A 12,403-nucleotide genomic window follows, 5' to 3' on the forward strand; every position below is an offset into this window, starting at 1 on the left:
TCGTGCCGATGTTCTTCCTCACCGGCGTCGCCCGCTTCCTGTTCGTGCCGATGGCTGAAGCGGTGATGTTCGCCATGCTGTGGTCGTTCATCCTGTCGCGCACTTTGGTGCCGACCATGGCGAAGTATCTGCTGAAGGCCCATGTCGATCACGGCGAGGACGGCCCGCCGCGGACACGCAACCCGCTGGTCATGTTCCAGCGCGGCTTCGAGGCGCGGTTCGAGCGCATTCGTCTCGGCTATCGCGGCCTGTTGGTGATGGCGATGCAGGCGAGGGCGGTGTTCCTGCTCGGTTTCCTCGGCTTTGTCGCGGTCTCGTTTCTTCTGGTGCCGTATCTCGGCCGCAACTTCTTTCCCTCGGTCGATGCCGGCGCGATCCTGATGCATGCGCGCACCCAGGTCGGCACTCGCATCGAGGAGACCGCCAACCAGTTCGCGGAGGTGCAGAGGGCGATCCGCAAGGTGATCCCGCCGTCGGAGATCGAGACCCTCGCCGATAACCTCGGCATGCCGATCTCCGGCATCAACATGACCTACAACAATACCGGCGTGATCGGCCCGCAGGACGGCGACGTCCAGATCAAGCTCCGGGAAGGCCACCGGCCGACCGAGGAGTATGTCCGCGCGCTGCGCGAGCAGCTGCCGCGTCAGTTTCCGGGCATGACCTTCGCGTTCCTGCCGGCCGACATCGTCAGCCAGATCCTCAATTTTGGGGCGCCGGCGCCGATCGACCTGCAGGTGCGCGGCAACGACATCGCCGGAAACTTCGCTTACGCCAACAAGCTGCTGGCGCGCATCAAGCACATTCCGGGCATCGCGGATGCGCGCATCCAGCAGTCGGTGAGCAATCCGACCTTCAACATCAACGTCGACCGCACCCGCGCGCAATATGTCGGCCTGACCGAGCGCGACGTCACCAACAGCCTGGTCGTCAACCTCGCGGGCTCCTCGCAGGTGGCGCCGACCTATTACCTCAATCCCGAGAACGGCGTGTCCTACTCGATCGTGATGCAGACGCCGCAATTCGCGATCGACAGCCTGAGCAAGCTGGAGGCGCTGCCGATCTCGGCGAGCGGCTCGACCTCGGCGCCGATCCTAGGCGGAATCGCCGACATCAAGCGGTCGACCTCAAGCGCGGTGGTGTCGCAATACGACATCCAGTCGCTGGTGCAGATCTATGCGACCACGCAGGGCCGCGACCTCGGCGCCGTGTCGAACGACATCAAGACGCTGATATCGGACAGCACCAAGGAGGTGCCGAAGGGCTCCTCGGTGGTGCTGCTCGGGCAGGTGCAGACCATGAACAGCGCCTTCTCGGGGCTGCTGTTCGGCCTGCTCGGCGCCGTGGTGCTGATCTATCTCCTGATCGTGGTGAACTTCCAGTCCTGGTCGGACCCGTTCGTCATCATCACGGCGTTGCCGTCGGCGCTCGCCGGCATTGTCTGGATGCTGTTCCTGAGCCGTACCACGATGTCGGTGCCGGCGCTGACCGGCGCCATCATGTGCATGGGCGTCGCCACCGCCAACAGCGTGCTCGTGATCTCGTTCGCACGCGAGCGCTATGCCGAGCTTGGCGATCCCGTGGCGGCCGCGATCGAGGCCGGCTTCGTACGCTTCCGCCCGGTGCTGATGACCGCGCTCGCCATGATCATCGGCATGACGCCGATGGCGCTGGCGTTCGGCGAGGGCGGCGAGCAGAATGCCCCGCTCGGCCGGGCCGTGATCGGTGGCCTGATTTTTGCGACGTTCGCGACCTTGATGTTCGTTCCCGTCGTGTTCAGCATGGTTCACAAGAAGCAGGCGGGCACTGAAGCAGCCGCCCTGGAGACATCGCATGCCCACTGAGACAAGTTCGTCGGTCTCGCGCTGGAAACTCAGTCTGTTCGGGCTGGTGGTGGGCGTCGGCCTCGTCTCCATGGTCGTCACCGGCATCCGCGCCCGCGAGGAGAATGACAGCAAGCTCAAGGAATGGACCGACGACCAGGCCGTTCCGACCGTGGCGGTGATCACACCCGATGCCAAGGTGCTCAACAACAATCTCGATTTGCCGGGCCGGCTCGAAGCTTATTCCCGGGCGCCGATCTTCGCCCGCGTCAACGGCTACCTGAAAAACTGGAGCGTCGACATCGGCGCCAAGGTCAAGGCCGGGCAGGTGATCGCCGAGATCGAGGCACCCGATCTCGACCAGCAACTGCTGCAGGCGCGTGCCGACCTCACCAGCGCGCAGGCGTCCGCCGTGCTGTCGGAGGCGACGCTGACCCGCCGCAAGACTCTGATCGCCTCGAACTTCGTCTCGATGCAGGAGATCGACGAGCGCACCGCCGACCTCAACAACAAGAAGGCAGCGGTGAAGTCCAGTCAGGCCAATGTCGAGCGGCTGGAGGCGCTGGCCGGCTACAAGAAGATCACAGTACCGTTCGACGGCGTCGTCACCGCGCGGGACACCGACGTTGGTGCGCTAATCAATTCAAGCGGCGGCGGCGCGCCGATGTTCGTGATCTCCGATATCAAGAAGCTGCGCGTCTATGTCAACGTGCCGCAGAACTACGTGCCGGCGGTGAAGATCGGCGCCAAGGCCACGATCACGGTGCCGGAATATCCGACCAAGACCTTTACCGCGACGGTGGAAGCCTCCGCGCAGTCGGTCGACGTCTCCTCAGGCACCACGCGGATGCAGCTCGGGCTCGACAATTCCAGCGGCGAGCTGATGCCGGGCAGCTATGCCAGCGTCAAGCTGAACCTCGATCGCGGCACCGTGCCGCTGCACATTCCGGCCAGCGCCGTGATCTTCGACCACAGCGGCCTGCGCGTTGCCACCGTTGGGGCTGACGACAAGGTCAAGTTCAAGCACGTCACCATCGCGCGCGATCTCGGCCGCAACATCGAGCTCGGCGCGGGCCTCACGGTGGAGGACCGCGTCATCGTCGCGCCGCCCGACGGCCTGTCCGATGGCGACCAGGTCCACGTCGCCGGCGAGAAGAAAGACGCCAAGCCCGAAAAGGTCTCGGAGGCGCAGCCGCCGAGGTAAGCGCAACATCATAGATGTAGCGTCTTTTTTTCCGCTCTCAGTCTTTCACCACGACCGGTGCACCCTCTCCCCTTGCGGGAGAGGGTGGATCGCATGAGCAAAGCGAAATGCGAGCCGGGTGAGGGGGGCTCTCCTCAATCGCGATCCATGGTGGTCGCGCCAACCCCTCACCCAAGCGAGTATGTGGCAAACGGCGGTGCTGCCCTCTCCCGCAAGGGGAGAGGGCGCATCAATGCGCATCGCCGCTGCCGGCTTCGAGCGAGGCGCAGTTATTCGCTCTGATACTTTAACTAACCCGCCACTCGGGCACGCCGTCCGCTGCCATCGTGATTTCGCCGAGCGAGCCGACCGGCGTTCGTTCCATGCTCATCAGATGCGCCAATGTCGCCGTATCGGTGGCTGGCACGCGCGCCAGCGTCCGCGCATTCGCCTCCGTCCGCAGCATCACCACGCCGTGCTCGACCGCGCCGTCGCGGCCATGCAGCGCCGTGTAGCTCTCGACCTTGCCGCGCCCTGAAGCCTCGGTGACGAATTCCGGCGCGGCGCCGCGGCCGCGGTCGGCCTTCGCCTGCACGCTGACCTCCTGCGATAGCGCCTCTCTCGGCGCTTCGCGCGAGAGCACCAGCGCATGATGCTTGGTGACGAAGCCGCCCTGGCCGTAGAGCAGGCCGAGCTTTGCACCGTCTTTGGCGCCGTCGCGCAAGCGCCGCACCATCGCGCAGGCCGCATGTGTCATGTAGGTGTTGAGTGGTGCGCCGAAGAAGGTCAGCCCGCCGGTCACTGTCGGCTCGACATCGAGGCCGAGGCCGAGCGTGCGTCGTGCCATCTTCGGCACGCACGGAAAGCAGCTATAGAGCTCGATCGCGTCAAAGGCGCTTCCATTGCCGCCTGCGAGTGCCATCACCGTCTGGAGCACCGCGTTCTGCGGATGACTTTCGACGAACTGGTCGCGCGTGAGGTAGTCGCGCGGGTCCTCCGCCGAGGCGCCGCCGAGCGGATAGATCAGGCGGTCCTCGGCGATCCCGGCGGCGCGGGCGCGCGCGAGGCTGGTGAGGATCAGCGCAGCGCCCATGTTGACCATCGGATTGGCCACCATCAGCTTGGTGTACGGCCAGGCGATCGGGCGGTTGTCGGCGGATGGCGTCGTGATTTCGTTGGGCGCGAAACGCCGCTTCAGCCAGGCGTTCGGATTGCTGGTCGCGACAGCCGAATAGCGCGACCACAGCTCGCCTGACTCGTTCAATGCCTGCCGTGGTGTTTGGCCCCAGGCCGCGCTGCTTGCAGCCTCGTAGAACGGATAGACGGTGACCGGGCGGAAGACACCGAGCTTGACCGCGAGCGGCTTCTGAAACGCCGCGCCGCGCTTCGGCTCCTCGACGTCATGGGCGAACGGCGTCCAGGGCAGGGTGATGCCCAAGCGCTCGGCCTTGGTTGCGGTGGATTGCGCCTCGGCGCCGCAAACGGCCGCGACCTCGCATTCGCCGCGCGCGATGCGCAACGCCGCCTCATGCAGGTAACGGATCGGGCTCTCGCCGCCGACGGGGCCATAGTAGCAGTGTGCGGGCTTGATGCCGAGCCGCTGCGCCAGCATCTGCTCCGGATCGAGGTAGCGCCAGCTCAGGAAATTGACCACGTCGAGCGAGCCGATGTCGCCGATCAGTGACGCGCCCGCGTCCGCCTCGGCGCGCCTGACCGCCTGCTCGAGCAGTGCCATCGGCTCCAGGCCGGCGGCGAGATCGGTCGGCCGGTCGACGATCTCGCCGATGCCGACGATGACGGGGATGCGGTCTGCGGAGAGCGGGCTCATTGCGTTTCCAGGTTGCGGTTTCGTTGTTGGTCCTGCTTTGTCATTGTCGGCAGGTTGAAGCAATCCGGAAACGGACAGGGTGCGCTGACCTCAGCGCATGCGTGGGCGGTCAGTCCATTTCGTCATCACCACCGTCATTGCGAGCGGAGCGACGTGTCCGCCATAGACCGGAGAGCGACGGCGGAAGCGATCCAGAGTCCCACACGCGATTCTGGATTGCTTCGTCGCTGACGCTCCTCGCAATGACGGCGGTGGTGAAGAGGCAAAAACTACTCCTCCAGCAGCGCGTTCATATGCGCCACCGCGTCGATGAAATCCTCCTTGAACTCCTGCACCACGTGGCCTGCCGATTTGACGCTGTCGATCAGCCCGACGCCTTGGCCGACGAAATAGCTGACGAGATCGCGCGCCTGCGCATTGCCGCCCGTGGCGGCCCGATCAATCGCCTCGAAAGCATCTCGGCTGATGATCGATTGCAGGGGCATCGGCAGCGCACCGGGGCTCTGCGGTGCGCGGTCCCAGGCGTCAGTCCAGACTGAACGGAGTTGCCGCGCGGGCTTGCCGGTGCGGCCGCGGGAGCGCACGGCATCACGCGATGAGGCCGCGATCATCTTCTCGCGGAAAATTTCGCTGGTTTCAGCTTCGACAGTCGCGAGCCACACCGACCCGGTCCAAGCGCCGGCCGCGCCCATCGCCATGCAGGCGGCCATCTGCCGCCCGGTCATGATGCCGCCGGCTGCCAGCACCGGCACATCGCGAATGTCCTTGATGGCCTTGATCACCTCCGGCACCAGCACCATGGTCGAGACCTCGCCACAATGGCCGCCGGCCTCGGTGCCTTGCACGACGAGAATGTCGACGCCAGCCGCGACCTGGCGCAGCGCGTGCTCCTTGGCGCCGACCAGGGCGGCCACCGGCACGCCATGCGCGCGCCCGCGTTCGATCATCGCCGGCGGTGGCACGCCCAGCGCGTTGGCGATCAGCCGGATCGGGTGACGGAAAGCGACGTCGAGCAGTTCGAGCGCGCGGGTGCCATCGAATGGCTGCGGCACATCGTCGGCCACCTCCCGCGTCACAGGCGTAATGCCGTAACGCGTCAGCAGGTCGCGCGTATAGTCGCGATGGGCCTGCGGGATGCGGGCTTCCAGGCTGTTCCAGGTGACGTCACGTTCGCCCGACGTCGACATGTTTTCGGGGATCAGCACGTCGATGCCGTAGGGCTTGCCGTCGACATGCGCATCGATCCAGGCGAGCTCCTGCTCCAAGCTTTCGGGGGAATGCGCTGTGGCTCCGAACATGCCGAAGCCGCCGGCGCGGCTGACGGCCGCGACCACGTCGCGGCAATGGCTGAAGGCGAGCAGCGGGAATTCGATGCCGAGCATGGTGCAGATAGGCGATCGCATGGCCGTATCACTCCCCTGATTTTCGTTGGACGTTTTCGGACGATCGGCCGCGGCTCATGCCGAGGCTAAGCCGCCGTGATCACGGGGTATTGTGCGTAGACGTCACTGCGGCCAGCGCGTGCGGCGTGTGAAAGCCATTCAGCCAGAACATATCCGAAAGCGGCTTCCGCCTTCCGCTGCGCGGCATGTCCGCGTAGAACGGGTCAACGCAAAAAGGCATCGCCGGAGGACCCCCGTGACAGACGAAGCTCCCTATACACCCCCAAAGGTCTGGACCTGGAACAAGGCCAGTGGCGGCCGCTTTGCCAACATCAATCGCCCGATCGCCGGCCCCACCCACGAGAAGGAATTGCCGGTCGGCCGTCATCCTCTGCAACTTTATTCCCTGGCAACGCCGAATGGCGTCAAGGTCACGGTGATGCTGGAGGAACTGCTTGCGCTCGGCCATTCCGGCGCCGAATACGACGCCTGGCTGATCAGGATCGGTGAAGGCGACCAATTCGGGTCGGGCTTCGTCGACATCAATCCGAACTCGAAGATCCCGGCGCTGATGGACCGCAGCGGCGACAAGCCGATCCGGGTATTCGAATCCGGCGCGATCCTGGTTCATCTCGCCGAGAAGTTCGGCAGCGCCTTCCTGCCGACCGCGCCCGCCGCGCGCGCCGAATGCCTGTCCTGGCTGTTCTGGCAGATGGGGGCAGCGCCCTATCTCGGCGGCGGCTTTGGCCACTTCTATGCCTATGCGCCGACCAAGATCGAATATGCGATCGACCGTTTTGCCATGGAAGTGAAGCGCCAGCTCGACGTGCTCGACCGCCGGCTCGCGGAGAGCCAATATCTTGCGGGAGCCGACTACACCATCGCCGACATGGCGGTGTGGCCGTGGTACGGCGCGCTGTCGAAGGGCCTGCTCTATGAAGGCGGCGAATTTCTCTCGGTGCAGGACTATAAAAACGTGCAGCGCTGGACCGACGAAATCGCCAAGCGCCCGGCCGTGAAGCGCGGCCGCATCGTCAATCGCGTCTCCGGCGATCCGAAAAGCCAGCTCCACGAACGTCACGATGCGTCGGATTTCGACACCAAGACCCAAGACAAGGTCGGGCAGGGCGCGACGTGATCCGCTAGGATGTGCACGTTGTCGTTCTGGCGCTGCGCCGGGCTGAACTCCGCGGCACTGACGTGACGGCGATTGGTCGCGTCGGCGGATCTCAGGAACAGTTCGGAGGCGACTGCGTTCGCTTGTCGGGCAGAAACACCTGGAGGTGGCGTCATGAAAGCGATTATGAGCGTGGTTGCGGCAGGTCTTCTCATGTCAGCGACGGCTGCGTCGGCGCAAAGCGTGCAGCCGAATGCAGCGCCGAGCGCGCAGAATTCGGGAGCCGGAATTCAAGGTGCTCCAGGTAACAAGAACGGACCGGCGACCAATTCCGGAACGGTCGGCTCGAGTGCGACCACCGGCGGACAAAATCCGAGCGTCAGCGCGCAGGATCCGTCCAATGTGAAGGGATTGCCGGGCAACAAGAGCGGTCCGGCAGCCAAGAAGCCGCAGTAGCTTCAGAGCGAAGCAAGCTGATTGCGGCAAATACCTGGCCTTGCCTGCGCCATCTCGCTCGCGAGATGGCGCAGGGAGGCTCAGGTGAAAGAGACTCGGGCGATTATATCCGCGAGAAGCGGACGTAGCCCGCGTTGCGGAGGAGGTCACGGCTTCGGTGCGGCGTCGTTCGAGACGATCAGTTTGCTGGTGTCGATGGGTGCCGGCGCCAGCTCGCTCTCCTTGTCGCCACCGAGGAATGCATCCAAGGTCGCCTGGATCCGCTCCTTGGCGGTGTCGGGACCACGATCGCTCATCCAGGTGTGCTGAAACTTGGTCTTGATGACGTCGATGCTGTCGGACAGCCTGGTGGGCAGCACGCCGGGGTCGGTCTTGAACTGAGGATCGTCTGAGCGGAACGACAGGATCTTCATCTTGTCGCCGGTCACGAACGGGACACGCAGATTATCGAGCGTGACGATCTGCCTCACCTTGTCGGGATGCTCCTTGGCGAAATACATCGCGGTGTCGCCGCCATTGGAGTGGCCGACCATGGTCAGATGGTCGTAGTCGGCGTTGGGATGCCGCTTCTTGAGCTCATTCAGCGTGAACAGGATGTTGGCTTCGCCTTTCTTGTAGACGGGAAGGCGGCCGACATAGGGCTCGCCCACCTTGGTCACGAGCGGCGGATCGGTCGGCAGATCCTGCTGCACGCTGGCGACGAGATAGCCGCGCGCGGCGAAGACGTTGGCGAGGAACGAGTATTCGGTATTCTTGACCGTGTTGCCGTTGCTGATGATGGCGACTGGCAGCCGCCAGAGACCGGCATTAGCCTTCATCTCATAATCCTTGCGCACTGCAACATCCACCGTCACCGGTCGCTGCCGCGACGCATCGAACAAATTGAGGCTTTGGTGCTCGATGCCCCATTTGCTCATCGCGACATAGCCGCCGATCGCGAGCACGAACCCGCAAATCAAAACTGTTATTCCCCGCCTCATGGCCTCCATCCCGATCAAATTTTCTCGTTATATAATCAAGAAAACGCGCAAATGACGGAGTGGTGGCGCGCAAACCGGATTAAATTTGCGAAATTTTCCGTAAGGAGCGCTGGAACATTCCCGTTCCGGCAACCCGGTGGCGCCACGCCGCAGCTCGCGACAGCCGCGACGCAGCGGGCCTCGGTTCGATCGCGTCAGAACGCCGTATAACCGCCGTCGATCACGAAGCAGTCGGCGGTGTGATAGGACGAGGCCTTGCTCATCAAATACACCGCGATGCCGCCGAAATCAGCGGGCTCGCCGAAGCGGCGGACCGGAATCCGCGGCATGACGTTGGCGACGAACTTGTCGTTGGCCATGATGCCGGCGGTCATCTCGCTCTTGATCCAGCCTGGCAGGATCGCATTCGCGGTGACGCCGTGGCGCGCCAGTTCCACGGCCAAGGCCCTGCACAGTGCGTTGAGCGCGGCCTTGGTGGCGGCATAGTGCTCGTTGCGCGCGGTGCCGAAGATCGACGCGAGGCTCGAGGTCGCCACCAGCCGGCCGAATGCGTCGCCGCTCTGGGCGCGCTCGGTCATGTGCCTCGCCGCGGCCTGGAAGGCGTGGAAGACGCCGTCCAGATTGGTCGCAAACATCGTGCGCCATTCCTCCTCGGAGCGATCGATGAAGGCCTTGCGGCCGCCGCCGCCGATGCCGGCATTGGCGAAGCAGCCGTCAACTCGGCCGAACGTGTCGAGCGTGGCTTTCATCGCCGCGTTGACGGAGGCGGGATCGGTGACGTCGCAGACCTTGGTGTCGACCTTGCCGGGAGCGCTCGCCATCGATGCCGCAGCAGTCTTGTTCTTCTCGGCATTGCGGCCCCAGATCGAGACGTTGCAGCCAGCAGACGCAAGTGCCTGGCCGATGCCGAGGCCTATACCGCCATTACCGCCGGTGACGACAGCGACGCGGCCGGTGAGGTCGAAGATGGACATGAGCGTTTCCGTTTATTGGCGCGCGCATGTGGTGCGCGCTTATGGCAGGCAAGTCCCAGGCATCGAGCATGGACAAGGCGGCCGCAAAAATCAAATATGCGCGTGAACCAACCGAACGTCGCCAAGCGCGGAATTTCCGCAGCAAAGAATGTAGGCCGGCGCGAGAGCCTTGAGAGGAAACCATGCAGTTCAAGCACGTCACGCTCGATTTCGAAGGCCCAGTGGCCATCCTGAAGCTCGACCATCAGGAGGTCATGAACGCGGTCTCGACCGACATGCTGGGCGGCCTTGCGGAGGCGCTCGATGAGATCGAGGAGCGCAAGGCGGAGGTGCGCTGCCTGGTCATCACCGGCACTGGGCGTGCGTTCTGCACCGGCGCCAATCTGCAGGGCCGCAACCAGCAGGCCAAGAATCAAGAAGGAAGAGCTGGCCGCAGCAATACCGGCGCGGCGCTGGAGACCGCCTTCCATCCATTCCTGCGTCGGTTGCGCAATCTGCATTGTCCGATCGTGACCGCAGTCAACGGTCCGGCCGCCGGTGCCGGCATGAGCTTCGCGCTGATGGGCGACATGATCCTGTGCGCGAAATCGTCCTATTTCCTGCAGGCCTTCCGCCGCATCGGCCTGGTGCCGGATTGCGGCTCGACCTGGCTGCTGCCGCGGCTGGTCGGTCGCGCCCGCGCCATCGAGCTGTCGCTGATGGGCGAAAAGCTGCCGGCCGAGAAGGCGCTGGAATGGGGCCTCGTCAACCGCGTCCATGAGGACGGCGTGCTGATGGAAGAGGCGATGAAGCTCGCGACCGAGCTCGCCAACGGCCCGACCGTGGCGCTGGCGCTGATCCGCCGGCTCTATTGGGACAGCCCGGAGAACTCGTTCGAGCAGCAGCTCGACCTCGAATTCCAGTCGCAGCGCGTCGCGGGCAATACCGCCGACTTCAAGGAAGGCGTCACCGCATTCCTCGAGAAGCGTCCCGCCAAGTTCAAGGGCCAATGATCGACGCCAATGATCGACGACCGGCTCTCGCGTTGTGTTGCCGCCTTCATGCCGGGGGCGACAGGCGTCAAGGACGTTGCCAAGCTCTCGGGCGGCGCCAGTCAGGAGACCTGGCGGTTCGACATCCTGCACCCCGATGGCACATTCGGTGCGATCCTGCGCCGCGCGCCGTCAGGCTATGGCGCCGCGCCCGGCCGCGCGGCAGGCCTCGGCAACGAGGCCGCGCTGATGCAGCTCGCCTATGAGGCCGGCGTGCCGTCGCCGCGCGTGCTGCATGTGTTGAAGGAAGACGATGATCTCGGCACCGGCTTCGTGATGCAGCGGGTCGAGGGCGAGACTATTGCGCGCAAAATCCTGCGCGATGGGGAATTTGCCGAGGCGCGGCCGCGTCTTGCGCGCCAGCTCGGCGGAATCGCGGCCGGCATTCACGGCATCGCGCGGGCGCGCCTGCCGGAGTTGCGGATGATGACGTCGAGCAGCGAAATTGCCGAGCTCGGCCGTGAGTATCGCAACTTTGGCTGGCCGCGTCCGGTGTTCGAGCTGGCGCTGCGCTGGCTCGCCGACCACGATCCGGGTCCACCGGACGAGGTGACCCTGGTGCACGGCGATTTCCGCCACGGCAATCTCATCATCGGTCCCGACGGCGTCCGGGCGGTGCTCGACTGGGAGCTCGCGCATACCGGCGATCCGATGGAGGATCTCGGCTGGATCTGCGTCAACTCCTGGCGCTTCGGCGAGATCGACAAGCCGGTCGGCGGATTCGGTTCGCGCAAGGATTTGTTCGCCGGCTATGAGGCCGCGGGTCGCAAGGCCGATCCGGAGCGCGTGATGTTCTGGGAGGTGATGGGCACCTTGCGCTGGGGCGTGATGTGCTGCGGCATGATGCAGCGCTTCCGGCAGGGACCCGATCATTCGATGGAGCGTGCCGTGATCGGTCGCCGCGCCTCGGAAACCGAGATTGATCTATTGCGGCTGTTGGCACCGAGGGGAGCCTGACCATGCAGGACGAGCCGACGCCGGTCGAGCTGACCAAAGCCGTTGCGGATTTCCTGCGCAACGACATCGCGCCGCTGGTCTCCGGCCATCAGGCATTCAAGCTGCGCGTCGGCATCAACGCGCTCGACTTGGTGGTCCGGCAGTTGACCCAGGCGGAAGCGAGCGATGCAGCGGAGGAGGCGCGGCTGACGGCATTGCTCGGCAGCACAGGTTCATTGTTCGAGTTGAACCGCGAGCTTGCTGAGAAGGTCGCAGACGGGGCTCTCGATCTCAGCACGCCCGGCGTGAGGGAGCATCTCTGGCAAACCACGCTCGACAAGGTCGCCGTCGACCAGCCGAACTACGCGTCGTATAAGCGCGAGGCAGGGAGGGGCGGTGATGATGCCTAACTCTCCGCCGTCGTCGCGAGCGAAGCGAAGCAATCCAGAATCCCTCCGCGGAACCAGCCTGGATTGCTTCGTCGCTGACGCTCCTCGCAATGACGGAAGTGAGAGCTTATTTCCCCAGCCACTTCGGCGGGCGCTTCTCGGAAAACGCTTTCGGTCCCTCGATGTAGTCCTGCGAGGCCGCCATCGCTTGCACGGCCGGGTAGTCGCGCTGTTCGGTGATGGCCTGCTCCAGCGACACTGCCATGCCCATGCGGATCGCCTGCTTGGAGGCGCGGATCGACAT

11 protein-coding genes and 1 pseudogene are annotated in these 12,403 nt (G+C 64.6%); 7 read left to right on the forward strand and 5 right to left on the reverse strand.

The window, feature by feature from the left end:
* A partial coding sequence (locus tag WA702_RS18145; protein WP_425111916.1) for an efflux RND transporter permease subunit occupies positions 1–1,844 on the forward strand: 1,844 nt, incomplete at its 5' end.
* Positions 1,834–3,027 carry an efflux RND transporter periplasmic adaptor subunit gene (locus tag WA702_RS18150; RefSeq protein WP_425111917.1) on the forward strand — a complete coding sequence of 398 codons (1,194 nt, stop codon included), beginning with the start codon at positions 1,834–1,836 and terminating at the stop codon, positions 3,025–3,027. The genes WA702_RS18145 and WA702_RS18150, both read left to right, overlap by 11 nt.
* Before the next feature lie 286 nt (positions 3,028–3,313).
* On the opposite strand, the gene WA702_RS18155 is transcribed toward WA702_RS18150, so the two are convergent.
* Complete coding sequence (locus WA702_RS18155) at positions 3,314–4,834, reverse strand: acetyl-CoA acetyltransferase (RefSeq protein WP_425111918.1); 1,521 nt, start codon at positions 4,832–4,834, stop codon at positions 3,314–3,316.
* Between the two features lie 269 nt (positions 4,835–5,103).
* Positions 5,104–6,237: a nitronate monooxygenase gene (locus WA702_RS18160; protein ID WP_425111919.1), complete on the reverse strand. Its 1,134-nt coding sequence runs from the start codon at positions 6,235–6,237 to the stop codon at positions 5,104–5,106.
* 235 nt (positions 6,238–6,472) lie between these two features.
* On the opposite strand from WA702_RS18160, the gene yghU reads away from it, so the two are divergent.
* Together yghU and WA702_RS18170 are read left to right on the forward strand one after the other, a co-directional pair.
* Positions 6,473–7,354, forward strand: a complete 882-nt coding sequence (yghU, locus tag WA702_RS18165) for a glutathione-dependent disulfide-bond oxidoreductase (RefSeq protein ID WP_425111920.1) — start codon at positions 6,473–6,475, stop codon at positions 7,352–7,354.
* Between the two features lie 153 nt (positions 7,355–7,507).
* The gene (locus WA702_RS18170) at positions 7,508–7,789 is read left to right on the forward strand and encodes a hypothetical protein (protein ID WP_425111921.1); all 282 of its coding nucleotides are present in this window, start codon (positions 7,508–7,510) and stop codon (positions 7,787–7,789) included.
* A 146-nt stretch (positions 7,790–7,935) separates the two neighbouring features.
* Here the strand turns inward: WA702_RS18170 and WA702_RS18175 are convergent, their stop codons facing one another.
* Both WA702_RS18175 and WA702_RS18180 read right to left on the reverse strand, forming a co-directional pair.
* Complete coding sequence (locus tag WA702_RS18175; RefSeq protein WP_425111922.1) at positions 7,936–8,769, reverse strand: alpha/beta fold hydrolase; 834 nt, start codon at positions 8,767–8,769, stop codon at positions 7,936–7,938.
* Between the two features lie 194 nt (positions 8,770–8,963).
* A complete protein-coding gene (locus WA702_RS18180) occupies positions 8,964–9,743 on the reverse strand; it encodes an SDR family NAD(P)-dependent oxidoreductase (RefSeq protein WP_425111923.1) in 780 nt (259 codons plus the stop codon).
* 182 nt (positions 9,744–9,925) lie between these two features.
* On the opposite strand from WA702_RS18180, the gene WA702_RS18185 reads away from it, so the two are divergent.
* From WA702_RS18185 to WA702_RS18195, 3 genes are read left to right on the forward strand one after another with little or no spacing between them, the layout of a single operon-like run.
* Positions 9,926–10,735: an enoyl-CoA hydratase/isomerase gene (locus tag WA702_RS18185; protein WP_425111924.1), complete on the forward strand. Its 810-nt coding sequence runs from the start codon at positions 9,926–9,928 to the stop codon at positions 10,733–10,735.
* Between the two features lie 9 nt (positions 10,736–10,744).
* Entirely contained in the window at positions 10,745–11,731 is a 987-nt protein-coding gene (locus WA702_RS18190; protein ID WP_425111925.1) for a phosphotransferase family protein, read from the forward strand.
* A gap of 2 nt (positions 11,732–11,733) precedes the next feature.
* Positions 11,734–12,120 (forward strand): DUF6285 domain-containing protein, encoded by a 387-nt coding sequence (locus tag WA702_RS18195; protein WP_425111926.1) that lies wholly within the window; start codon positions 11,734–11,736, stop codon positions 12,118–12,120.
* Positions 12,121–12,226: 106 nt separating this feature from the next.
* On the opposite strand, the pseudogene WA702_RS18200 reads toward WA702_RS18195, so the two are convergent.
* Positions 12,227–12,403: pseudogene (locus WA702_RS18200) on the reverse strand (enoyl-CoA hydratase-related protein); the annotation flags it as partial.

This window comes from Bradyrhizobium sp. (genome assembly GCF_049798375.1).
Lineage (GTDB): Bacteria > Pseudomonadota > Alphaproteobacteria > Rhizobiales > Xanthobacteraceae > Bradyrhizobium.

What these genes read in the sequence shown, in the direction of transcription:
- WA702_RS18170 (WP_425111921.1), top strand. Translation starts at nt 7,508, where the DNA reads ATGAAAGCGATTATGAGCGTGGTTGCGGCAGGTCTTCTCATGTCAGCG.
- WA702_RS18150 (WP_425111917.1), top strand. Translation starts at nt 1,834, where the DNA reads ATGCCCACTGAGACAAGTTCGTCGGTCTCGCGCTGGAAACTCAGTCTG.
- WA702_RS18195 (WP_425111926.1), top strand. Translation starts at nt 11,734, where the DNA reads ATGCAGGACGAGCCGACGCCGGTCGAGCTGACCAAAGCCGTTGCGGAT.
- WA702_RS18190 (WP_425111925.1), top strand. Translation starts at nt 10,745, where the DNA reads ATGATCGACGACCGGCTCTCGCGTTGTGTTGCCGCCTTCATGCCGGGG.
- WA702_RS18175 (WP_425111922.1), bottom strand. Translation starts at nt 8,769, where the DNA reads ATGAGGCGGGGAATAACAGTTTTGATTTGCGGGTTCGTGCTCGCGATC.
- WA702_RS18185 (WP_425111924.1), top strand. Translation starts at nt 9,926, where the DNA reads ATGCAGTTCAAGCACGTCACGCTCGATTTCGAAGGCCCAGTGGCCATC.
- WA702_RS18155 (WP_425111918.1), bottom strand. Translation starts at nt 4,834, where the DNA reads ATGAGCCCGCTCTCCGCAGACCGCATCCCCGTCATCGTCGGCATCGGC.
- WA702_RS18160 (WP_425111919.1), bottom strand. Translation starts at nt 6,237, where the DNA reads ATGCGATCGCCTATCTGCACCATGCTCGGCATCGAATTCCCGCTGCTC.
- WA702_RS18180 (WP_425111923.1), bottom strand. Translation starts at nt 9,743, where the DNA reads ATGTCCATCTTCGACCTCACCGGCCGCGTCGCTGTCGTCACCGGCGGT.